Raw genomic sequence first — 25631 nt, 5'->3', positions numbered from 1 at the left:
TTCTAAAGATTACTTATTTTGATTATTTTTTCTCTAACAAACCTCAAATAATCAATAGTAGACAAGGATTAAAACTAACAACTTCCTAGCTAATTCCTTCCAATCCCCACCGCCACCAAAGGAATCTACGTTTATAAACCGCATGCATAATCTAAGCAATACTATCACAACTTTGCACAATTATACTCGAAACACCATCAATGCTTAACCATTTATCCCAATAATGAAAAAGCTTCCGGACCGGTAACATAAACAAGACTATCACGAATTGTAGTTTCGGCATGACTAACATACTGCACATCATCGGCCCGATAGTGTTTCAATTCATCCACTGTCAAGCGTAGCGTAGCAACCGAAAACACATTCAGGTATCCAAAATTTCATACTTATTTGAATACTCAATCAATGTGCAAACGTTGCCTGTTTGCCGTTACGCCTCGAGACGAAATGTTTTATAGAAACGACTCCAGGCAATAGCTCAATGAAAACATTCGCTATAATCGAATACTTTTTCATGGCTTATCAGCCATGAAAAAGTATCTAACAATCCACTCGATATTCATCGATGAAGCACTTAAAAATATTAGTCAAAAAACAACGGCTAATCAAACCTTATTTTACCAAAACAAATCTTTCACATTTCAGAACACAGTTACATGCAAAGTATCATTGACACAAGCATGTATTTTCATTATGCCTTATCTTTTTTGAAGCAATCTTTAGTCTCTCTGATGAGCGGGCACAGTGAATTCCTGAGAATCACAAATTACTCCATTTTCATCGGAAACCGCTACACGAAGAGTAATCTCTCCTTCTTTTAACTTATTACCCGCATAAACAGTAGCAGTGTAGCGAATACCTTCTCCCGGAAGAATTTGTTCTATCATAACCGATGGGGAAATACCGATATATTTCATATTGCTCACTTGTTCCACAATAGGGACTACGCTATACGCAGGCCTTTGTCCTTCGTTCATGACTTCAAAAATCACTTTACTATTTTCTCCGGCATCAATCGCTTGATTTCGACCATCGTCTATAAAACGAATATTGCGCAATCTCAATAAATTTGAGGGCGGCTGAACACGAAGACGTTCTGTAATATTCGGCCTTGAATACATTTCATTGCGAGTATCCGGAATATAAATGCTATTCGTCGATTCTTCTTGGGGAGTAGTTAATGCATTACCAATAGCCGCTCCGGCAATTGTGCCAATGATCGTTCCAATTGCTGAGCCACGATATCCGCCTCTCCAACCATTGTTATTTTCCCCAATCAAACCGCCTACCGCATTTCCCAAAGATCCACCGACAGAAGCCCCCGCAAGCATGGCATTCGGATCTCCCATTCGTCCTGTGGCACATCCACTTAATAAAAGAGTGGAAAGTAATAACATTGCTATTTGTCTTCTCATGGCTACTATCATTTAATACGAGGTTCGCTAAATGCTGATGTTACACCGTAATAAGGAACTCTCCCTGCTTTATATAAGAAGTCATCGGTTCTCCCATATAACGAACTGTTACACCAAGCTTATTTAAAGTATCCGTAACTCCAAAATTATCACAGCAGTCTTTGCAAGCCTCAATGGTTACTCCTGCGTGCAGCATCTCCATAATTTCAGTCTGTACCTGCGTATCATGACCAGCCAGCTTTACTGAAGCTCCCCAAATGATAACATTCACTTGCTCATACCAATTCTTTCTAATAGAATTGGTGGCATACATTGACAACATATTGAAAATGGTATCCTTGTTGTCCGTTGTCCAAAGAATATTAAGCTTGTCCATATAATAGTGATTTACTATCTTCGATTTGTGTTCAGTTATTCCTAAAAAGATTATTTTACGACTGCTAAGTTATTAAAAAAAAGAATTTCTTAAGATTATTATTTCCTAAACTTCTGGAAAAATATTGTTGGCTGTTCTCAACAGCAGTAGCTGGCATAAAATAGAAATAGCTAACATAAAACGGTAGGGCTATGCTTCCTCCTGTTTAGAGTTCAAGACCTCTATTGGAAAAAGGATGAGCAGATTGTAGCAAAGAAAAAGAATAAGTCCGACCAGATAAGCAGGCGTACTAGCGCCACTCCATCTGTCAATATTTATAACGCCCCTTACAAGCCTTGTGAGAGGGATTGATAGAACTAACTAGTTAACCGCGGTTAACTAGTTAGTTCAGCGTGGCGAAGTAACTAGTTAACCACGCTGAACTTATATGATTTATCGGACGTCAATTAATAATACCAAAGTACGTTTAACATCCGGGGTATCCATATTTGAAAGCTGCAATATTAGCCTGATCGCATGGATAGCCATACTTTACCAATGTTCCTGCATCTTGTGCACAAGGATAGCCATACTTCAACACAACACCTGCTGCTTCCTGACCACAGGGGTAGCCGTATTTCATGAGAGTGGAGGCGTCCTGACTGCATGGATAACCATATTTCAAACCAACATTAGTTTCCAGATCACAAGGATAGCCATACTTCAAGGCTGCCATCAGATCATTGCCCGTACTGGGAGAATAAACGGCGGCATTGTCGCTGTATTTCACAAATTTGCTTCCTTCAATTGTATTAGCCGGAACTACGTTTACAAATACTGTAACTTTCTCTTCATACTTAAATGGAGTCACAGCCGACGGATTTTGCGTGAGACAGCACAATCCAAAGTCCAGTTCAAGTTGGCTTTGAGAAGCCTCAGTAGCAATAAAGAAAAAAATCTGATTCACAAGCGAACTTCTCCCACAGCAATCTACAGGTTCATTTATCTGTCCTGCCAGAATAATGCCTTTCGGCAATGAGATCAAACACCATCCATAATTCGTACTTCCTAAATACGATTGCAGAGTCACATTGAAACTTTTGCCTTGATAGGCAGTAATTGATTCTTCCATTGAACTTTAATTTAATGTTAAACATAAGATTTATATCATCTGGAAACCAGACTTTTCTGTCGCAAAAGATTCAAGTCGTGTAGAATATCATTATCTGTGCCGCCATTCAAACTGTTCGCTCTCTCCATTAAGCGAATCACATCTTCCAGCGGATATTTGTCTTGTTTGTACATAGACAACGCCAATCCTTTCAAGGCATACGCATCCTCTCCGCACAATTTGAGAGCTTCGGAGTTACTTTTCTCCGCATCCGCATAATTGCCACACATAAAATCGGCATATCCCTTCAATTTATATAGCTCCAAATTATTTTTATCGAGCGCTACGCCATGCTTTGCCAGCAGAGCCACCACCTGCACTTCATCGTGCTGCAAAGCATCTTGGGCTTTTTCCTGAATGTGGTTCACGTCTTTTATTCTTCTTATTTCTTCCATTTTCTTCTTCAGATACACGTTGTACGAACAGTACTTATTTTCTCCATATATCGAACCTTCCATGGTTAATCGAGTGTTGGCACATCCCCCCAAACACTTACTGCCATAAATACACTTCTGGCACTCTCCACTTAGCATCTCTTTTTTCAACTCCCGACGCCACCGAAAAGCGTTCTCATCATTCCAGATATCATTTAGCGAACGCTCACGGATGTTTCCCTCAATAAATTCTTTGTCTCTTACAGACGTACAGCCTATAACATCACCGTTTTGCAACACGCCAAAGCCTCTGATACCTGCATTACAGCCTTCCCACAATACATTCTCCGCATTGTACGAGCGCCTCTTCACTTCCTGCTCTTTCACCGTATAGTATCCTATACAATCGGCCGGATACATCCGAATTCTACCGTCGAGTGCTGTCTCATAACAAAAATCGATAATTTCATCTACATGTTCCGGAGTCATCACATTCTCCTTATGCTTCAGCAAGTTTCCCATTGGTAGTCCAATTTGCACCTGCCAAGAATCCACACCAGCCTCAATTAATTTTTCGCGCAATTCCTTCAGGTTAGCTAGGTTTTTCTTTGTGATGGTCGTAATAGCTCCTACTTCTATACCCAGTTGGCGCAACAGACGTATTCCTTCCATATCTCGTTCGAAAGAACCTTGACGGCGGATAGTGTCATGAATTTCTTTCGTGCCATCGATGCTTATAGCCACAACACATACCCCTGCTTCTTTCAGCAAATGTGCTTTTTCAGCCAACAGCCATCCGTTTGTAATCACATTGGCACCCAGACCATTCTCTCTCAAACATTTTATTAGTTGTGGTAAATCTTCTCTTGTCAGGGGTTCTCCACCCGATAATGTAACCCATTTCACACCCAATTGAGCCATCTCTTTTATCAACGAAAGAGCTTCGCTAGTAGTTAATTCATCAGCATAAGGTTTATTACATGACGATCCACAATGTGTACAATTCATATTACACCCCATCGTCACTTCCCATACAGCAGTTACAGGTTGGTATTTTCTCATTGTGTCTTCCATAATTTTCTCTATTTATATAATTGATAATGTGATGATTATTATCTTTTAATGTTAAATTATAGTGTAAAATAAGGTTGAAAATATATAAACGTTCTATCTACTTTTTTTGTTGTCATAAAAGTTCTTTTTTTGATGAAAAAATAAAGATAAAATCGCAACACTTTATTTTCATCAGAATCTTAGTTTTACTAAATAGTTGTTTTTGAAAGCTTGATCACTAATATTTTATATCTTTGCCTTATCATTCATTTAAATTGAGTAGTTATGAGAAAAGGGATTATAGTTTGTTTAGTTCTCGTATGTGCTGCATTTAGTGCAAAGGCACAAAAGGAGAATTCGGAAAAGATAAAAGTAGGTGATACGATGCCCGCTTTTAATATCGTATCGGACAATGGAGATATATTTAAGTCCTCCGATTTAGAGGGGAAAGTGGTTTTGGTGAATTTCTTCGCCACTTGGTGTCCACCTTGTCAGTTGGAACTGGCTGCCGTACAGGCTAAGTTGTGGCCTAAGCTAAAAGATAATGCTGATTTTAAGTTACTTGTTATAGGACGTGATCACACAGATGCTGAACTACAAAAGTATAACATAAAGAAAGGCTTTACTTTTCCACTCTATCCGGACAAAGGACGCATCATCTTTGATACCTTTGCTAGTAGTAGTATCCCCAGAAGTTATCTGATCGGGAAAGACGGGAAAGTAATAAACATCAGCGTTGGTTACACAGAAGAAGAATTTGAAAACGTAATGAGCAAAATTGAAGCTGCGCTAAAATAATGCCAAAACATAATAGAGAAGAATAGCCATTGATCCGATGAATCAATGGCTATTCTTTTACTCATCACTTGATATCGTGCTATAACTGCCTATTGGCAGAATATCAATCCACTTACCATGAATAGTCTTTTTCTCTCCCGTCCGATTATTTATCAGTGTCAACAGATACGACACCTTAAGTCTGCGATACTCTATTTCTGTCTCTAGTTTCAATTTACCTGCGGGAATAGTCATCGTTTCAGTCACCTTGTAAGTTAGTGGTTTTTTGCTAACAAGGTTGTTATAAACAGATTTCACATTTGCATAATATATTGTACCATTGTAGATACTAGAAGGAGTTTTTACCAGAATTGAATCGTTATCAGTCCACAAGAAAGCATCACTTTCCGTACTTTCAAAATAACTTTTTTGGAGTATATCGATCATAGCATCCATCGTTAGTTCGAAAGGCTCAGAATAATTGAATGAAGACCGTTTCGATTCACCAGTGTAGATTGAATCTCCATCACCTTCATTCAGAGCATATTCTATCTTATCAAACGTATAACCTTCTGATTTTTTCTGTTGCACAGTTATTTCCTTTTCTTCTTGCCCCAACTGAAGTAAGATGATAAAATTGAAATCATCATCGGTCATATTCTCATTAAGAATAATTTTCAATGAAGTCGGTGTATCGCGAACAATCCTACAACCTTTATCGGACCAAATAGATTCCATACTCCCCAAGCCACTCAAGGTTAAAGGAGTTGATTCGCTTAACAATTCGCCATCCTTAGAATAAATATTTCCAGTAAGGTTGATGTTACCGTCTTTATTGATCACTCTGGCAATCGTCCAGTCAGCATTGTCAAATGTGATAACACTTTCACCGCCCTCTCCTTCCATGGAGACGAAAGAGGTTGAAGGCTTAATAAGCGAATCATCGTTGCTACAAGATACCCCACTAAGGATAGAGAGGAGAAAAAATAAGAATTTGAATAGTTTTTCTGGTTCCATAGTCTAAATTTATTCGTAAACAGATGTTACAGTCTCATTGCTGATTACAAAAATATAGACTAAATAAACAATAATCAAATTTATTACATGAATTCTTATTTTATTTATTACAAATATAGAAAATTTATTCTGGCAAATCTATATAAAAGCTCCCTCTTATTATACTAAGGCTTAGGTGCCTTCAAATCTACAAAGCTCTTATCAGGCGCAAAGGCTGGTTTCACTTTCTCCAAAATCTTTGTTTGCGGTAAAGTGAACGAGGCCTGCTGACGGATGTCCATTGAAGAGGCTCCAATAGCAACCTTATATTGTCCGGCTTCTGCAATCCAAGCACTCTCTTTTTCACAGAACGAGGCCAAATCACTATCAGTGAGTGTCAATGTCACCGTTTCACTTTGTCCCGGCTGCAACAACGTTGTTTTAGCAAAGCCTTTCAATTCTGCCACAGGTTTATCTAATGTACCTTCAGGAGCAGAAAGGTAGAGTTGAACAACCTCTTTTCCGGCTGTTTTACCTGTGTTCTTCACGGTTACATTCACTATCATCTTTCCGTCAAAAGTAGCACGGCTCAATCTCAAGTCAGAATAAGAGAATGTGGTATAAGACAAACCATAGCCAAACTCATAAGAAGGTTGTACATGGAAAGTATTGTAATATCTATAGCCCACATACACCCCCTCGGCATAAGTTACTTCTTTGGGGTCTGCTTTCGGTGTTCCAATCCAGTTCGTAGCCGAAGGAGTATCAAAGTAATTCATAGGGAAAGTCATCGGTAGTTTGCCCGAAGGGGTTACGTTGCCACACAACACATCTGCAACAGAATTGCCACCTTCTTGTCCCGGCTGCCATGAAAGCAAAATGCCGTCTACTTTATTCTTCCAACTGGCTGTCTCCACAACTCCGCCAACATTGAGTATCACAACCACGGCCTTACCTTGCGCATGAAAAGCATCGGCCACTCGCGCAATCAGAATCTGCTCTTCATCAGTTAGATTGAAATCATTGTTTACAGCACGATCGCTGCCTTCACCCGAATTACGGCCAATAGTGATAAGGCCCACTTGTGCCTCATTAGCCTGCGCTTCTATCTGTTCATTAGTCAGTTCGAGTTCACTCAGAGGAACAGGTGCATCGAGGATTCCTTTTTTCAATGCAGCGATTCTATTCACTTCACTTTCTACAAACGGAGTATATAAATGAACTAGATCTTCATCGAGGGTATAGCCAACGTTTTTCAACCCTTCAATCAGCGAAACAGTGTAAGCTTCATTCACGTCTCCACTGCCCGTTCCGCCAGAGATAAAATGATACGTAGTGGTTCCGAATGCTGCAATCTTATTGTTCTTGGCAATCGGGAATACTCTGTTATCATTCTTCAACAGCACCATGCCTTCTGCTGCTGCCTGGCGAGTAATCTCGGCATGTGCTTTCAGATCGGGCTTATTGGAGTATTGATAATTATGGGTGGTTGGGGTCTTATAAATAAGCTGAAGGATTCTAGTTACAGAAGCATCGATATCTTTCATCGAAAGTGTACCTGCCTTTACAGCTGCAATGATAGATTCTCTCTGCGGCTTCATGCCGGGCATAAGCAAATCGTTACCTGCAGAGATTTGTGCAGCTACATTACTGGTTCCTCCCAGAGAAGAAAAACCAGCATAACCACCAAACCAATCGGTCATCACGATGCCATCAAAGCCCCATTCATTTCTCAAAATATCAGTCAACAAGTCTTTGCGGGCAGAAGTGTAAGTACCGTTAATCAAATTATAAGAAGACATCACTGTCCACGGATGTGCCTCTTTCACTACAATCTCGAAACCTTTCAGGTAGATTTCACGCATGGCACGCTCGCTCACATGAGCATTAATGGACAAGCGATTCGTTTCCTGATTATTTGCCGCAAAATGCTTGACAGAGGTTCCTACTCCATTACTTTGAACACCCGAAACCATAGCAGCCGCAGTTTTTCCGGCTATCAACGGGTCTTCTGAATAGTACTCAAAGTTACGTCCACAAAGTGGATTACGATGAATGTTGAGTGCGGGAGCAAGCAATACATCGACTCCATATTCTTTCACTTCACTACCCATCGCTTTACCAACATTGTATATCAGCTCTGTGTTCCAACTGGAAGCAAGTGCAGTGCCCACAGGAAAAGCTGTTGCGTAGTAAGTTTGGTCATCATTCTTGCGAGTAGGTCTGATACGAAGTCCCGCAGGACCATCAGCTACCACAATGGCAGGAATTTTCAACCAATCAATAGCATAAGTGGCTCCGGCAGCACCCGGCACGCGACCTTCATTTACTTCACCAACTACCGGAGTCAGCCCGTTAAAACCGGGCATGCCCGTACCGCACAAGAAAGCCGCTTTTTCTTCGAGTGTCATTTTAGACACCAGTTTGCTTATTCGTTTATCATTTTGCCGACTGACTACAGTTGTCTCCAGTCTTTTAGGCACCGAATAAGCGGGCTGTGAAGCCTGTAACGGCAAACTTAGTGCTATTACAGACAATAAAGCCAATTTGAAAATTGGATATTTTTTAATCATTATAATAAGGATTAGTTCATTTTAATTAGAATCCGATGGACTGCATCCAGCGGTAATACAGATCTTTCCAACCGTCTACAGGAAGATTTTGTGTTCCCATTCCAAATCCATGTCCGCCCTCAGCAAACAAATGCATTTCTACAGGATACTGTGCGTCAAACCACTTGGTGTACAGTTGCACGCTCTTTGGAGTAAGCTTCAACTGATCATTCGTTGCAGCGCAAATAAACAAAGGAAGTTTGTCTGTAGGCAGCTGACCATTGAGTAAAGCTGGCGCAGGCCCTCCATAGATAGAAGCAGCAAAGTTTGGTGTCAACTCTTTGCTATTGTCGAGAACTGTTTGCAAGCAGACAGTTGCCCCGGCAGAAAAGCCAATAAAGCCAAGTTTCTGTGGATCTACTCCCAGTTGAATTGCATGAGCACGTACGTACTTCACTGCCATACGGGCATCCTGCGTGGCTAAAACAATATCTGATGCTGTGTTCTTCTCGTACACCGCACGATCCTTCAAACCATTCATCATCTCCTTAGCCGGATCACCACTTTTGCATTCCATCAAACGATACTTCAGTACAAAAGCTGTTATACCTTTCTTGCTTAACCATTTGGCCAAATCTACTCCCTCACGGTTGATAGAAAGGCTCATAAATCCTCCTCCGGGAGCTATAATCACAGAGGTACCCGTATTCTTCACTCCTGCTTCAGGCTTATAGACCAATAGCGTAGGATCAGTTACGTTGTACACCACTTCCGTTTTGAACATCTCAGAATAAGTTTGTACCTCTTTCTGGGTTTGATTTTCTGATCCGGGAGCAACTCCGTCATACAAATGAATGACTTGTTGGGCTTGTGCCAGCGAACAGATGAGCATAACACTCATGAGAATGGAAAATTTTATTTTTTTCATGGTTTCTTGTTTTATTTATAAAAAAACTCTATTTCTTATATTTTGCTGTGCGGGCATCATTGATAACTCCCTGCCAGTTAAGGCCATAGGCAAAGTCGTACACATGTCCTTCGCTGTCAACATGGCATTTCATATCATGGGGAACATCTTCGAACTGCTCTTCTACCGTCTTCATGTCAACCGGCATCTGCACCGGGAGCAATCCGGAAGGCTCACTCTTACCCGAAACAATATCGAGCACTGCTTGCACAGACACCCCAAAGTTCAGAATGACACCCTCTACCCTACTCTCAAACTCGCTAAAGATCATTGGATTAGAGGCAGTAACAGAGACAATCACGGGCTTATCTTTCATTGCTCTCCTCGCATCAAGGATGGTTTGCAGATCAGTAGAATTCCAGGCAGTCACCGTTTTATCTCTATAACTTCTATTGACTACAGATGGATCTACCACAGGATCTCCTGCTGCAATACTCTTCTCGCGGGCATTGGTAGCCGTGTAAGTACTATATTGCAAAGTGATAGGCAGATAGCCATTACCTCCCGCCTGACGATCGACATAGTCATAGCCATTCTCCCTACTAGCAGGACTATTCACAAACACGATGGCAAAATCAGCCTCAGCAGGATTATCCGTCACATTGTAATATTTGCTCACAACATTCTGATTCACCGGATAATCTAGCGTTGCTTTTGTGGCATTTCCCCACCAATCAAGCTTTGGCGAACGATACAACTTAGGGATATACACTGTCTTTTTCTCCTTAACGGGCATCACATTCTGCTTATTTTTGAGCAAAACAACCGACTTAACTTGTGCCTCATAACCAGCTGTCATAAACTTAGCATTTCCTACAGTTTTAGCAGATTCATCAGGATTCAGATAAGGATTCTCAAACAAACCCAAACGAAAGATATTCCTTAGCAAACGAACAGCCGATTCTTCAAAACGAGCACGCATAAACTTTTTGCCATGCTCCTTCACTCCCATTTCATAAGCTTCTATTACCGGAGCCTTATCGTTGTTGCCACCAAATTGGTCAACTCCCGCCATAATCACTTTATAATGCCTTTGAGCAATGGTTTTATCTTCCTGCCCCCAAGACTTTCCGGCAAACACGCCCGGATTGGAACCCTCATCGGCTGTAATCAGCCAGTCGGTGCAAACCACACCGTCATATCCATACTTTTTTCTAAGCAAATCGGTAATGATGTATCGACTAAAACCATTGCCCACATTTTCTCCGTTTACCGTGTCCTGATTGTAAGAGATAGTATAGTAAGGCATCACAGCAGAAGCTTTGGCCGTTTTGCCATTGAGTTTAAATGCACCGTCAACAAATGGTTTCAGATGTTCATTGAAGTTATCTCCGGGATAAACAGCAAACTTACCATAAGCGAAATGAGCATCGCGCCCACCCTCTTCAGGGCCACCACTTGGCCAATGTTTCACCATAGCGTTCACGCTGTTATATCCCCAACCATCTTTAATTTCTGCCTCGCCATAGGATGTTTGAAAACCATCTACATAGGCACGAGCCATATCCGTATCTAGAGTGGGGTCTTCACCAAACGTGGCACTAAAACGGCTCCAACGCGGCTCAGTAGCTAAATCTATTTGTGGAGAAAGAGCGGTAGTAATACCCAGTGCACGATATTCTTTGGCGGCTATTTGTGCAAACTCTTCTTCCAACTTCGCATCAAAGGTAGCTGCCATGCCTAAGTTATCGGGCCACATGGAGATTTTCCCTCCGGCACCTGCGTTATATTCAGCTGACACACTCACATTATGCCGGGGATCACTACTGGTATTTCCCGGAATACCCACTCCCAATGCCTCTACATAAGCCTGCATACGGTTGTTCCAACGGGCAGCCGTAACAGCATCCGCTACTGTGGTAATAAGCACATGGCGCAGATTATCTTCTTTCAAAAACACCTTTTGTTGGTCGGTCAGATCATAGGGTTTTACTCCATTTGCGGAGAAAGCCTTGCCGCCATAAGTTCCTGAAGAAAAGCCTACAGCATTGGCAGGTATAGCCTGATGCCCACTATAAAGCATCAACCCTGCTATCTGAGCAACGGACATGCGTTTGGCCAAGTCTTTGGCACGCACATCAGCCGGCAAGCGCCAATCTTCGTATTTATCGAGTTTGCCGTTACGGTTCAAATCTTTGAACCGTAAGCCATTCACTGTTATAATTTTCACACCCGAATCGGGTGAGTATCCCAAAGTTACCCCATTGGAATTTTTCACAAGCACAAAGTTGTCTACTTTCTGCGCATAGCCCGATAGAGCCAGACAAAAAGCCAAAGCCGAAACAATATTTTTCTTCATGGTAAACCTTCTATTTTTACTAAATTAAATTACTTATAAATACAAATGAAAAGAGTGAGTGCATTTCACGGAAATTCATCCATCTATTTAAGCAATGCATCCACCAACATTGGTCAATGCAGCTCCGCACAACACATAAAGAAGTTTCTCTGGAGTACATTTTTGACTTCCTCAACAATGAGCTTCGATCCTTCTGAACCTATTATCTTATCGCTGCATGTCATCAGTGTTTCGGATCCCGGAACAACTTTGAATTTGCCTTTCATCCCCATAGCATCCAACAAGTCATTTGTCTTTTCAACCGATTCGGTCGCTTGATCTTTACGGTTGGTGAATCCGGCATTTTCATTGAGGTGGCCGCTAACAATTCCTACAATTTCGGTTGTGGGCAAGAGGGCATGTTGCAGCAGTACGAACAAGCCATCCGGATCACCACAAAAGTCATTATCGATTAAAACCTTTATTTTCTTCATCTGTGCACTTACAGACATTGTGATTGCCAATAATGCTATTAATGCGAAAATAATTCTTTTCATAAATGTTCTATTTCTGGAATACATTCGGATAATTTACAATAAAATAGATCGGAGTGCAGCTCCATGCATGGCAATAGCTATTAAGTAGTGTGTAACCATTGTAGGATGAAAACATCTGATTGTCCGGAATATAATATTCCCAGAAAGTATCGGCTCCTAATCTCACCATACCACCCCAATAATTTTCGACATATCGACGGGCATCTCTCTCCATACCACAATGTAGCATTGCCTCTATGAGAAAATGGGTCGAATAAGGTGTACCAGGAGTAATGGCCTTTTTGTCTGCCATTACATTGGTTATCGCTTGGCGAGCCTCATCCGTGGAGATGAGACCTCCAATTACAGCCCACGAAGTTCCGGCATAAGAGCTTTGTCGGTCTTTACCACTCACGATGGTTTTATTCTTCGCATCCCAATATTCCTTGCGCCCCGCAGCACGTATTTTTTTAACAGTAGCCGGATAAGTCTTCACATCGTCTGAACGACCAATCTTCTCTGCAAAAGTATTGGCTCGGTTCATGACATAAGCCAAATAACCTTGCATAGCTGCATGCGTATCGAGGGGAGACGGTGCCCAATCGAAGAACACCATCGAAATCATCATACCCGGAAATTGGTAATTAGTATTAGAATACAACCAATTTTTATCTATAGCTTCTCCTAAAACAGCCTGAATCTGTCGGTTGGCAACAGGCCACAATTCCAAAGCTGTTTCTTTGTCACCGGTAGCTTCATAATAATCGTCCAAAGTCAGCAGAAAGGATAATGCATAATCCACAAAAAAAGTTTTCTGAGCATGCGGAGTAGGGTATTCCACAAGGTTAGAATATAGTAAACCATTCTGGGGATTAGATAACCCGGCAAGCAAGTACAGACATCGTTTGGTCAAATTGTATTCCTTGAAAGAGGCCGAGTTTGCCAAAGCCTGAAGGTAGAGATCGCCCATCCAAAGTCGTTGATCTCGTTTAGGCCCGTCTTCAAAGACACCCTGCATACATCCTTTTAGAGTGTTCTCAGACACGCGCGCGATGTCTCTAAATATTTGCGGAGTTGCGGCAGCCAGATTAGTTTTAGAATCACCAGCCGAAGTCGTAGCCTCAAAAGTGATGTTATCAAAGCAAAAGTCGCTGTAGATAGAAGTTCCTACAGCTTCAATCTTCATGTATCGTGCCGTTATTCGACGATTGAATGTAAATATTCCATCATAACTCACATCACAAACAAAATCCTGCAACCAACCTCGACTCAGACTTCCGGTAAAGGGTTCAATAGGTAATCCCAGATCACTGGGGACTTCACCAAACATCACCTTGAAGCGCAACACAGCATCTTGCATCGAACCGATGTCTTTTATTTTAAAAGACACCTTGCCCACGAGATGTTGTCCAAAATCCAGAACAACCGTTTTTTTCTCCTTGAATGAGCTAACATACAAGTCGTTTATGTTTCCAGACTTAACAGCCTTGAAACCTTGGAAAGCATTACCGTCTTTCACTATCGCAACTTCCTGTACGGGATGATGTATTGTCGTTTTCAGATAAGGCTTACATTCTTCAGCCTTTCGCAGCCATTCAGACTGTTGTTCCGCCGTATAATATTGGGCAAAAGCCAAACTCGTTGTCAGAGAAAACAGTGCAGATAATAAATATTTAATATTCAACATAGTTTATTTATGGTAAAAATATTTATCAATAAAATCGTATCGTTTTTCCATTTGACTGTTATTCTTTTGATAGGTATTTACCCCAATCTGTAGAACAGGTGTTACGCTTTGATTATTAGTAGGTATCCATTCTGGCAGCCCAAGACCATTAGGATTGCCGGTCTTTACAAAGTTTACATAATAGCTCATAAAGATGTCAGATACAATATAGTCTTCAGGTTGCCAATCATAAATACGATTTGTAGATAAATTACCCATTGCATATTCGATATCTGCTGAATGAACCGCACCTGTAGTTTTAGGCGTAGTGTTTTCAGCATTCTTCTTCTCCTGCACTCCACCTGCTAATCCGGCTACTTTGTCTTTCAGCAACATGTTCGGGCGAGGATGATAATACATGTATCTGTAAACCGGCTGTCCGCTTGTCAGCTTGTGCATATTCGCCCATTTCCATGTGGTAAATGAGATAAACATATCTGAAGCTAGTTCTACACCCGGCTCTCCATTGGTAGAGGCATCATCAGTAATACCATACAGTTTTAGAATTTCATCGGTTGAATTACCAAATGTTGAACTTATCGCTTCTTTCACATTAGCAAACGTCACCGGTTTACCTCTCAAGATAAATGGCATAGACATTTCGCTGGAGTTTCCACCAACAAATAACGGAATTTTAGTTTGTTCACCCTTGGCGTAAACGTCAATTGGCTGTTCCAGCAAAAAGTATCCGTCAACATTGTAGATCGGTACACTTTTGACAGCTGCCAATTTCATGAGTTGCTCGGCCGACATGTCTCTCAAGTCCTTAATGGACTTACCTCCAATTTTTTGAACCATTTCCACGCCTGCTGCCTCTGCCTCTTTCAATGTAGAAATCTTTTTAAATCCTAGGACTGAACCGCTAGATCCCATTGCCTGATGAATGAGTCCTTTACACAATGGTGAAGCCATCAGTGCACTAACAGACATTGATCCGGCCGATTCACCAACAATTGTGATTCTTTCAGGATCGCCTCCAAATGCGGCAATATTATCTCTTACCCACTGAATAGCCTTCACCTGGTCGAGGAATCCGTAATTGCCAGAACCTTTATAAGTAGTCTCTTTCGAAAGTTCCGGGTGTGCAAAAAATCCGAAAATGCCCTCTCTATAGTTGGCTGTGATAGAAATTATCCCTTTGCGAGCCATAGATAAACCGGCATAGCGAGGTTCGCTTCCACTACCGGCCATCAATCCTCCTCCGTTAAAGTAGATCAATATAGGGAGCTTTTCTTTCATAGTCTTCGCAGGAGTCCAAATATTCAGATACAAACAGTCTTCACTCATTTGTTTTGTACCAAAGTCCATATCTCCAAATATATTTTCCTGCATTGGATTAGGACCATAGTCAATTGTTTTGCGCACTCCGGTCCATTTCTGCACAGTTTGCGGAGCTTTCCATCTCAAGTCTCCTACAGGAGGTGCAGCAAACGGCACACCTTTGAAAATTTTCACTCCCGATTCATCCAGCCCCTCAATAACGCCATCAGCTATTTTTACCTGAATCAGATTCTGGGCTCCTGCATTCAATAGAAGCAAGAGCATTATCATTGTTAGTATTATCTTTTTCATAAGTCCAATCTTATGAGAATATTCTCATATTATTTATTTATTAAAAATTCAGACGAGCAGAGAATTCTACGGTAAATGGTCGAATATATGATCCCGCCATCAGATAATTCTTGTATGCTGATACATCTTCGATTAAATCGGCCGCTCCGATACTACCACTGGCGCCTTTTTGATTAAGAATATTAATTACATTAGCAGATAGACTAAGTATCTTGTTTACTTTATAATCCACTCCACCAAATGTCTCCCAACGTCCATTAAAATATAGCGAGTTAGTCTTATTGATATACTGCTTGCTCTGATAACGGAAACTTGCCCAAATACGAAATTTATCGAATGAATAGCTTGGATCAAGCTCAATAATTGTCTTACTCACACCAGTAGTGACTTTATCGGTGAAATCATAATTTTTCGATGTACCGTCGCTGAATGTGGGTGTCATCGTAAAATTCTTATACTTCGGGTCTTGAATGGTCAAAAGGCCATGAAATGTAAAGCCTTTGAATGGATTGAGTACAACGTCTGTTGTCCATCCCTTGGTTTGCACATCGTTTGTGATCGGTAAAGTTACAACATCTGACGCATTGTTAGGGTTCGTAAACTGTGTCCGCGATTTGTAATTGCTCTGGCTAATGACAGATACTTGTGATACTAATTGCATCCAAGGAGTATTCCAAAAGAGACCTAAGCGTCCCAATTTGATATCTACCGCATCGAGAATCGGCATATATGCCCCTGCAAAATCCTGAGAATTCGGATGTTGTATAGCATACACATACTCGCCAATAGCTCCAAATCCGTGACTGATGGTATATCGCCCGTTAATGGTAGCAACCGGATTCACCCAATTTTTACTGAATTTGGTTATCTTTCCATCAGCTACATTAAAACCAATAGTACGGATATTTTCGGAGTAGGTAGCACTCTCATCTGTGGCATTGAGATAAGCCAGCGCATTTTTTCCTCCCACGGAATAATATTCCAAACGAGCTCCTGCGGACAGCCAAAGTCTATTCGTAAGCTGTTTTTCATCGGATAGATACAATGAGAATTTTGTCTCATGGGTATCATAGTACTCTCCACCTGTGTTTGCGGCATAAGTCTGAGATCCGTCATGGAGCAACCATGCAGGATCAGCCTCTACTGTATGTGCAAGAACACCTGTGCTAGCTTGTATTCCCTGTCTGTTCCAAAACAAATTGGTACCGACACGCCATTTATGACCATTATTAGCACCTGTCAGTTCGGCTGTAGTAAGCCAATCACGTTCGAAAGCAATATCTCGCAACATATAGCGACTGTTGTAATTGCCTGTGAATATTGAACCTGCCTGATTTCCATTGTAATCGTATGCATAGGTATAGCCTGAGCTAGCCATAGCTTGTCCAACCCCAGCCAAAGCCAATGTTGCGTAATAACTGTTTGCATAGTTATACTTAGAGCGAATATCTAAGTTCATGCTGTTGTTTAACTTGTAATTAAAATTAAAAATAAGACTATTATTTAACGCATGTATTCCATCTTTGCGGTTTATGGTTTTCGACTCACCTGTCATTACATCCGTATAGGTAATCAATCCGTTAGCAGGGAGAAATCCATCGTGTCCTAATTCGAATCCATTGTATTCTTTTACACTTCCATCACCAACATAGACAAACGGACCGTAACTATCTGACATGCTTTTCGTATAGGCATAACGATAGAACAGGTTGATTTTACCTCGATTATTGTTCAAGGTTTTAGTTATTCCCGCTTTAAAGATTTTCATATCGGTGGCATATTGCACATCAGCCAATTTATTTGACCCCGGATCCAGATTGAAGTAAGCTCCGAATGAATAACTCCATCCATTAGCAATAGGACCGGCTACCGCCATATCAAAACGCTGTAAATTGAAAGTATTTGTCTTGTAATTCAAGTGTCCTTCAAAGTTGCCCCCCCCTTGTCTGGTATACGACTGCACCGCATAATTTACAGCTCCGTTTGTAATGGCACTTTCACCAAGTGACATCAACCCCATGCGACCATGAGCTGCTGTTCCTGTCCAATACAAATAAGGCAAACAAGGCCAAACATTATAAGAAACAGGTAAACCATCTTCATAAATTGTGGCTGAAAGACTTGAAGGTAAACCTATTGATATCTGACGCGGTTGATTGTCACTGGAAGCATTCAGCATCACATTCCGATTTTTTACTTCTTTTGCGTCCTGCACAGAATCTTTTTTTACTTCATCCTGAGCGAATGAGATTACCGGTATAGCGAGCGCTCCAAGCAATAATAATAAAAACTTGTTATTTCTCATGGCATTAAAGGTTAATTATTACTTTAGTTTTTTTATTCGATTCAAAAATAGCAGAGATACCACTCAAAGTATCTTGATATATATCAAGAACTAATTTCCTCACCTTCATTCCTTGACAAATGTCAAGGAATGAAGGTACATCTACTATGCCTAGCATACTAGATATACTTACTATAAGAAAGCAAATGGTTATTTAAGGCCTTTTACTCTGCTCAGTGTCTCAGGAGAGATACCCAGATAAGAGGCAATGTATACAGATGGAACTCTCTGTATGATAGTAGGAAAATCATGTATCATTCGTTCGTATCTCTCTCGGGCCGTTTCAAATTGCATAGAATACATCCGATGTTGAGAGGTTATGAGAGAGTTTTCTATACAAGTTCGGTAGAAGCATTCTACATCCCAATTAATTTTGCGAAGTGCAAACAATGGTTCACGAGGAATACCAATCACGACTGCATTTTCTAACGCAGTGATATTAAGATAAGTAGGAACATGCTTAATAAAGCTTTCGACACAAAAGAAACCCATATTCTCAAGCGCAAAATACTCTGTGATCTCTTTGTTTCTTTTAAAATAATACTGTCTGATAGCACCTGTAGAAACATAATATATGTACTTACATATTTGTCCTTCTTTTAGCAACATATCTCCCCGTTTCAAGTCAAACCTCTTCATCACTCCGGCTATAAGTGCAGCAGCTTCCTTGGGCGTATTCAAATTCTTGAATAAACCAACAGACATGGCCTCTTCGTGAGTAAATGGGCTTTCTTTCATAGTAGTAGAGTTTAATTTAAGATTACTTAAACTCCGAATGGAAATATTGGTGCTTTTTAAGGGTAGCTTTACCATAATGAACAGCATGACGCGGACAAATATGGTAACAGGCCAGACATGAAGTACAATGTTCTCCCCAAGTGGGCTTGATATCTACTTTCACGTTATGTACGGGACAATGTTTCTCGCATAGTCCGCATGAAATGCAATCATCCGTAGCAAAGAAGGGTTTGGCTGTAACCTGATATTTATTAAAAAATGGCCAGATTATACGACTTTTCAGAAAAGCCCAACTACCTTTCTTGCACTCAAACAAAGGAGCAGCACGTTCGGAGATCCTTTCGTTTATCCGTTTTACTTCCACCACTGCCTCTTTGAGCTTTTTCTCTTCCACTTCTTTAGGATCAGTATCAAAGCCTGGCAGGCAAACGTAATTATTGGGCATAATCACTGAAAAACCAGCCTGCCACTCCCACTCCTTTCGGCGCACAATCTTGTTCATGATATCCTGCGTGAGCCCTACTTCATCGCCACACGAACAAACATAAAAGAAATAGTGCCCTTGGGCATTGGCAAAGTGTGCTTTCTTAATAAACTCCATCACTATGGCAGGAGGGGCCCATGAATAAATGGGGAAAACAAAGCCAACTGCCTCTGTTTCCCCCAAAGTATATTCTAGTAAATTGTCACCAGAAGAAAGTTCATCGGCAATAGAAATTAATCTTTCATGCTGATGAGTGGCTACTTGTTCTGCTATCCATTTGGAGTTACCTGTTCCAGAGAAATAGAATATCATAATTATTGTTTTGCTTGCAAAAGTAAAATAATAATCGGTACTTCCAAATTATAATCGACTATCTTGGTCGAATTTCTCTTCGCATAAAGCTTATGTATGACAATGCAAAACAAATAACTGTAGCAGCAATCAGCCCCGTAAGCTGCGGCCAAACGATCAATAAACTCTGTCCCAGAGGCAAGGGGCTTGGGATAGCACCATGAACCTGCTCCATAGTAAGTGGTCCCAGGCTACGTACCGAAGGCATCAATAAAGTACTGGTCGCTTCACTAAAAAGTTCGCTTGGTGCGAGCCTCAACAAACCGAGCATAAACTTTTGATAACTCATAATCTGCTCCATACTTGCAGTCTGGGGAGGCGCAATAGCCTTGCCAATGAGGTTGATTATCATTGTATAGAATACGCTAAAGAACAACCATATAGCAATGCATGCCAAAGCCGACGTAGCAGCCTGACGAAATTGCACCGAGAAGAAAATGGAAAGATTCAGCCAAAATGCCACGTAAAAGATAGCAATAACAATAAAAGCAATCATGCGTAAAAACGCCTCAGCTGTAGGTGGTATTCCAATCTTAATCAGACCAAAGCCCATCACCAGAAATCCCAAGGCGAAAAGCATTACACTTATCACGATTAACGCCCCTACAAATTTGGCATTAATCAAGTAGTCACGATGAATAGGCTGTGACATGATGCGACTCAATGTTCCTTTATTCTGTTCGGAGTTAATAGCGTCAAAGCCCAATGCAATGCCTAGCAGTGGTCCCAGAAAACTGATGAAGACAATGAAAGGTGGAAGCGTTCCATCTGAAATGGTGAATAACTTCAAAAAGAAAAATGAACCGTCAGGATCATTAGGTTTCACAGCAGAGCTAAAGCTACTCAAAGCTGTGTAAAGAGATCCCATGCAAGTGAAAGCGATAATGAGAATCAAGATAATAAACCGCCAACTCTTCACATAATCTGTAACCTCTTTATTCACAATAACCCAGAAAGGATGAGTGTTCTTATTCATGTGTCTTACCTCCTTCAAAATAGCGATTATAAATATCATCAAGTCCGTGCTCTTTCTTTTGCAAATAATTAAGCCCGACACCTGATGCAACAATAGTTCTGGCTATCTCAGGACAAATATCGTTTGAACAGCCTATATGGAAAATATCGTTAGTCAGCTGCACTGTCAATACCCCTTCAAGCTTTTTTAAACAGGCTTCCAGTTCTTCTTTACGAGAAGTCCTTTCCGCCACAGCAAAAGAATCAGTGACAATGCCTGCTTCAACTACAAATGGCTCACCAGAGAAGAGCTTTTGTGATAGCGAAGGAATATCTCCCTCAGCCAAGAGTTCTCCGGAAACAAAGATTCCTACCCTATCACACACCTGCTGCACTTGATGCAAATGATGTGAAGAAAAAAGTACAGTCAATCCCTCCTCTCTGCTCAATTGCATTATCAAGTCCATAAACTCACGTACTCCAGCAGGATCTATCCCCGAAGTGGGCTCATCCAGAATAATTACTTCCGGCTGTTTTATCAACACATCTGCAAGTCCCAATCGCTGGCGCATTCCGCGAGAATATTTTCCGGTTTTCTTCTTCCTATCCACTTCTAACCCCACACGCATAAGCAATTGTTCCGCTCTGGCAGATGCTTCCGTCCGGTTAAAGCCGTTTAGTGACGCTGTGTAAATAAGGTTTTCTATGCCGGTCCGATCATCATAAAAGCCAACATCATCAGGTAAGTAACCTACCTTGCGCTTCACTTCGATGGGTTCAGTCGTCGAATTGATGCCACAGACTCTCACGATACCCGAGCTTGGGTCCGTAAGTCCCAACATCATCAAGATAGTTGTTGATTTGCCTGCACCGTTTGGTCCTAGCAAACCGAATATCTCACCTTTCTTGATAGTTAGATTCAAATGATTGACCGCAGTAAATGCACCGTACTTCTTAGTTAAACCGATAAGTTCTATAACAGGTGCACACATGCTTACCTCCTCCCATATTTACGGAACAAGAAATAGACACCGCCACAAGCGCCAATGATAATCAAGATGCCCACCCATCCCCAAATCAAAGGTGTCTTTACGGAAATTCTAAATTCAGCTGCAGAAGTCGTTTCGGGTGTTCGTGCCTCAATCTTGGTGACATAATCTCCGGGAAGAGCTTTTTTCGATGCTTTCACTGTAGCCACCACTTGTGCCGTTTCTCCAGCTTTGACCAAAGTTAGCTTTTGCGGCTCAAAAGTGACATTCCAATCCACCGGCTGATTAGCTGTCAGTTGTACATCCGTCAAGTCTATCGTACCTGTATTTTTAACTTGTAATTCAATGCGTTTAGTGTCTCCTGCCGTAATGTCTGCACTCAACAAACCTTTAGGAGTCGTTAGTTCCATCTTATACGAGCCTTTAATCACAACTTCAAATCCCAAGTCGGCAGAAGTAGATCCATTGGCAGCTCGAACCGGGATTCGATAAGTCCCCACCTTTATATTTGCAGGTGGATTAATGTCAACAGTCACATTCGCCGTGGCGTTAGGTTCTACCTCCACAGAAGTTGCCTGTTTACCATTTGGTTTAAAAGCAACACTCCATCCCCGTGGCGTATTGGCCATCAGTGCATACAGTTGTTTTTCGGCCGTACGGTTCTTCAATGTTGCATTAAAAGTAAATGTAGCTTCAGCACTACCCTCCATATTCACTTGGTCTGTAGTGAACTCTGTTTGATAGGTACCTTGCTCAGATACCACTACTGTCAGAGGCAACTGGTATAATCCGTTGGCAGAAACAATGAAATGATAAGATCCTTTGTTTACTTTCAAAGGAACATCCACCTTAAATGAAAAATTTTTCTTGTCATTTGGAAGGACCGATAACTGATTGATCGTCCATCCGCCCGACTTCAGTTCATACCCCCACCCTTTCGGTAACCCCCTGATAGAAATTGCTGCATTCTTCACTGATCCCGTCTTGTTGATAACGTCAATACTGTAATCGATTGATTCTCCCGGCGGAACTGAAATCTTAGTGTAGGGAGTGTACAACGCTACGCCTTTTATCCGTATAGAATCTGCTGAGGCATAGATTTTAGCGGGAATAGAGCCCACTAGTAAAAACAATAATAGATTTAAATAACTAATTCGCATTGTCATAAAAAAACCTCCTGTAATTTTAGATGATTATCAATACGAGAGGCAAAAATAAAGAATAGTAATATTGCTTAGTTTTAAATTTACTGAAAAAAGTTCAAAAACAAAACATTCGCCCTATTGCTTTAATACTAGTAAATATTTTGCAACACTTATTGCACTATATTAGTGGTAGATAACATAGCTAGAAGAGTTTCAATTCAGATTAGATAGCCAATGAGTAGAATAGTTCATTATTTATAAATACCATTTCCGTCATAAGTAGTATACCAATTCGTGTTTTGAGTGCCACCCGAAACCACCCAAGTGGCAAACTGTGGAAAGACTGTTTTAATATCCACATATTCCTTGGGATAACTAATAGCCGCAGGTACAAGTATTCCCCATGCAAGGCCGTCTTTACTCACATAGTACTTATTACCTGACACTGAAGTAGCATCATTATGGTTGCCAAAGTAAATAGTATTCGCTCTATCCGTAGGATGATAAGTAGCCACATGTACTTCCTTCCTGTTATTACTTAGGCCATCAGTAATGATGAAGAGGTTTAATTTACTGATACTAAAATTCTCAGGAGAGAGAGTCGCATGATCAAATAACACCGTAATCGTTATGACGGGAGCGGTCGCTACATTATAGCTACTACCTATCACCGTATTGATAAAATTATTAGTAGCGCTACCCATAAATCGATGAGCATTAGCAAATAGCGGTATCACAGCCTTCGATTGCCCATCTTCCAACCCTTGACTAGTAAAACTAAACAAGGAAGTCGGTTTATCACTATATTCTACAGATGACACTGCTGCTACAGCAACGTCATCTAATTGCACAGCGGCTGCAATAGTTTTAGTAGCGCCCACAGCCAAAAGTTCGACATCAATTTTCAACTTCTCTACTTTGTTACTCGAATTAAGATACATCGTGGTTTTGTCAATCCGCAACACAATATCATTCATATCATAATCGCCATAGATTGGCCATTGGTCCTCAAACAGATACGTGTATTTTGTATCGTTCACACTTTCCACCGGAAATGTAGGATTACCCGGATCTGTTCCAGGGTTTCCTCCGTTGGCAGTACCAGTACAAACCTCTATCACTACATTCGATTTTCCATATCCTGCCATTTGAGCCGGACTGTTCAATTGATATGTTTGTGAATACAAAGCATTGACAGGATGTGTGTCAACTTCTATCGTCAGGTTTCCATTATATTTGAATCCGTAACCAATCATCTTCGGAGCTTTAAGTAGAGATCGAGTGCCTGTTCCGCCATCGTATGTATCACTCCACGACGTGTGATCTAAATCTTCTGTAGCCTCAATCATTGAACCATTAAGTAGGTTGACGGTAGAACCCGTAATAGTAAGGTGTACCGCTTTTATATACCCTTTATTTAAGTTTACCACGCTTCCACTAATTAAAGCTCTGGAAGTACTTTCTATATAACAGTTATTGTTTAAATGGCTATTGCCAATGCTTGTTATTCTATCAAAAATCATTGTGCCATCGTTCGTCAACGTCAATGAATTTGCGTCCAAGTCTGACGCTGTAATCTCGCCCGAATTCGTAAGCGTTGCATTACTAGGCATCGTTAATTTGCCACTCAGTGTCATCTTTCCTTCATTCTGAATAGGTGATGCACTATTGAAAGTAACATCTTTGGCTGTGACTGTACCCTTTGAATAGAACAAGCCTCCTGAGCTAGCCGTGATAGTTTGATTTACCTCTAAATTACCCCAATTCTTACATTCATTTTCTGAACTGGAGAAAGCTAGATTTTTAATACTAACAGATCCCCCCGGCATGACCGTAAGATAAGAAGAACCATTAAAGTTCAGATCATGTGTACTCACTATCTTTGCACCATTCATCACAATAATTTCGAGACCCCTCTGAACGGTAAAGTTCGAAGGCATATTCCAAGTACCTGAGATATAAAGCTTCGTTCCTGTACCACCGTAGTAGTTGAAGTTAGTATCATAGGTCCCTGTCATTTTATAGTTGCTATTGTCCCGCAAGGCATCCCATGAAACCAAGGTAGAGACTTCCACAGCATTCGATGGAATAACAGTATAGTCGGGCATACTTATAGTAGCTCTGGTTGTTGTAACAGCGCGTGTACTACTTGCAGCCTTTGTAGTAGTAGAAGCCGAACTAAAATCACACGTCATATTCTCCGCTACAGGGTAAGACTTGACCACACTTCGTCCTCTTGGGTCAGTTTGCTCAATATAAAGAAACTCCGTTTCTTTGGATAAAGTTAATGTAGCAGTAAGGTTCTGCCCCTTCTTGGCCACTCCTCTTGCCAAAGCAGCTATAGAGTCAGTCGCAGCAATAGGGTTATTATCATATATTGCTATTGAGTAGTAGTATGCTCCATCAAATTCATCATTAGCCTCTATACTAATTTGCACTGTCGACACCGTAGACCAATCAAATCCATCGGGAGCCGACAAGTCCAGTGGGTTTTCTGTCTGAAAGCTTGGATCATACAGATTATCCTGCTCAATACACCCAATCACGGCAATTGCAGTGAACAACAAAAGAGCAAGCATATATGTAATCCGAGGCTGTTTCATTTGCACAAATTAAGTTATTTTATTTATAAATAGAATGATATTAGGAGATTATTTGTTCATTCTACCACTTTGTATTTTTTCGAGTATATACTGAGATGCAAAAGATAACACCTTGAAAATAATGAAAAGTTTTATTAATGCATATGAAACACCTATGCAATACCCCCAATCTAACTTTGCATCGTACAAATAAAGACAAATAATCGAATTAGGTATAAGATGCAACTTATATAAAATACTAAATCACAAAC

The 25631-nt window shown here is 40.9% G+C and carries 19 protein-coding genes and 1 pseudogene; 1 reads left to right on the top strand and 19 read right to left on the bottom strand.

The window, feature by feature from the left end:
• Positions 1–212: 212 nt before the first annotated feature.
• From BQ5338_RS16835 to BQ5338_RS06585, 5 genes are all read right to left on the bottom strand, one after another.
• A complete protein-coding gene (locus BQ5338_RS16835) occupies positions 213–362 on the bottom strand; it encodes a hypothetical protein (protein ID WP_159431315.1) in 150 nt (49 codons plus the stop codon).
• 357 nt (positions 363–719) lie between these two features.
• Entirely contained in the window at positions 720–1415 is a 696-nt protein-coding gene (locus BQ5338_RS06600) for a glycine zipper family protein (RefSeq protein WP_071146812.1), read from the bottom strand.
• 40 nt (positions 1416–1455) lie between these two features.
• Entirely contained in the window at positions 1456–1791 is a 336-nt protein-coding gene (locus tag BQ5338_RS06595; protein WP_071146057.1) for a DsrE family protein, read from the bottom strand.
• Between the two features lie 466 nt (positions 1792–2257).
• On the bottom strand, positions 2258–2902 hold the full coding sequence (locus tag BQ5338_RS06590; RefSeq protein WP_071146056.1) for a hypothetical protein: 645 nt from the start codon (positions 2900–2902) through the stop codon (positions 2258–2260).
• Between the two features lie 35 nt (positions 2903–2937).
• Entirely contained in the window at positions 2938–4389 is a 1452-nt protein-coding gene (locus BQ5338_RS06585; protein WP_071146055.1) for a radical SAM/SPASM domain-containing protein, read from the bottom strand.
• A gap of 264 nt (positions 4390–4653) precedes the next feature.
• Here BQ5338_RS06585 and BQ5338_RS06580 point away from each other — a divergent pair, with 264 nt between their 5' ends.
• Positions 4654–5166 carry a TlpA family protein disulfide reductase gene (locus BQ5338_RS06580; protein WP_071146054.1) on the top strand — a complete coding sequence of 171 codons (513 nt, stop codon included), beginning with the start codon at positions 4654–4656 and terminating at the stop codon, positions 5164–5166.
• 57 nt (positions 5167–5223) lie between these two features.
• Here BQ5338_RS06580 and BQ5338_RS06575 read toward each other — a convergent pair whose 3' ends face one another.
• From BQ5338_RS06575 to BQ5338_RS06510, 14 genes and pseudogenes are all read right to left on the bottom strand, one after another.
• On the bottom strand, positions 5224–6162 hold the full coding sequence (locus tag BQ5338_RS06575; protein WP_071146053.1) for a hypothetical protein: 939 nt from the start codon (positions 6160–6162) through the stop codon (positions 5224–5226).
• 164 nt (positions 6163–6326) lie between these two features.
• Entirely contained in the window at positions 6327–8714 is a 2388-nt protein-coding gene (locus BQ5338_RS06570) for a glycoside hydrolase family 3 N-terminal domain-containing protein (RefSeq protein ID WP_071146052.1), read from the bottom strand.
• Positions 8715–8739: 25 nt separating this feature from the next.
• Positions 8740–9621, bottom strand: a complete 882-nt coding sequence (locus tag BQ5338_RS06565) for an alpha/beta hydrolase (protein WP_071146051.1) — start codon at positions 9619–9621, stop codon at positions 8740–8742.
• Between the two features lie 28 nt (positions 9622–9649).
• Positions 9650–11959 (bottom strand): glycoside hydrolase family 3 protein, encoded by a 2310-nt coding sequence (locus BQ5338_RS06560; protein WP_071146050.1) that lies wholly within the window; start codon positions 11957–11959, stop codon positions 9650–9652.
• Positions 11960–12072: 113 nt separating this feature from the next.
• Positions 12073–12495, bottom strand: a complete 423-nt coding sequence (locus BQ5338_RS06555; protein WP_139265202.1) for a hypothetical protein — start codon at positions 12493–12495, stop codon at positions 12073–12075.
• A gap of 7 nt (positions 12496–12502) precedes the next feature.
• Complete coding sequence (locus BQ5338_RS06550; RefSeq protein WP_071146048.1) at positions 12503–14161, bottom strand: alpha-L-rhamnosidase-related protein; 1659 nt, start codon at positions 14159–14161, stop codon at positions 12503–12505.
• Positions 14162–14164: 3 nt separating this feature from the next.
• Positions 14165–15772 (bottom strand): carboxylesterase/lipase family protein, encoded by a 1608-nt coding sequence (locus BQ5338_RS06545; protein ID WP_071146047.1) that lies wholly within the window; start codon positions 15770–15772, stop codon positions 14165–14167.
• 40 nt (positions 15773–15812) lie between these two features.
• Positions 15813–18077 (bottom strand): TonB-dependent receptor, encoded by a 2265-nt coding sequence (locus tag BQ5338_RS06540; protein ID WP_071146046.1) that lies wholly within the window; start codon positions 18075–18077, stop codon positions 15813–15815.
• A 189-nt stretch (positions 18078–18266) separates the two neighbouring features.
• Positions 18267–18854, bottom strand: coding sequence for a Crp/Fnr family transcriptional regulator (locus tag BQ5338_RS06535; RefSeq protein ID WP_159431314.1), 588 nt, complete (start codon positions 18852–18854; stop codon positions 18267–18269).
• A gap of 22 nt (positions 18855–18876) precedes the next feature.
• Positions 18877–19650 carry an EFR1 family ferrodoxin gene (locus BQ5338_RS06530; protein WP_071146045.1) on the bottom strand — a complete coding sequence of 258 codons (774 nt, stop codon included), beginning with the start codon at positions 19648–19650 and terminating at the stop codon, positions 18877–18879.
• A gap of 58 nt (positions 19651–19708) precedes the next feature.
• Positions 19709–20665, bottom strand: coding sequence for an ABC transporter permease (locus tag BQ5338_RS06525; protein ID WP_071146044.1), 957 nt, complete (start codon positions 20663–20665; stop codon positions 19709–19711).
• A 289-nt stretch (positions 20666–20954) separates the two neighbouring features.
• Positions 20955–21635: pseudogene (locus BQ5338_RS06520) on the bottom strand (ABC transporter ATP-binding protein); the annotation flags it as partial.
• A 2-nt stretch (positions 21636–21637) separates the two neighbouring features.
• The gene (locus BQ5338_RS06515; protein ID WP_139265201.1) at positions 21638–22798 is read right to left on the bottom strand and encodes a COG1470 family protein; all 1161 of its coding nucleotides are present in this window, start codon (positions 22796–22798) and stop codon (positions 21638–21640) included.
• Positions 22799–23028: 230 nt separating this feature from the next.
• Entirely contained in the window at positions 23029–25380 is a 2352-nt protein-coding gene (locus tag BQ5338_RS06510; protein WP_071146042.1) for an LruC domain-containing protein, read from the bottom strand.
• Positions 25381–25631 lie beyond the last annotated feature (251 nt).

It is taken from the genome of Bacteroides ihuae (assembly GCF_900104585.1).
Taxonomy (GTDB): Bacteria; Bacteroidota; Bacteroidia; order Bacteroidales; family Bacteroidaceae; genus Bacteroides; species Bacteroides ihuae.
This window is presented reverse-complemented; position numbering and strand designations above follow the sequence as displayed.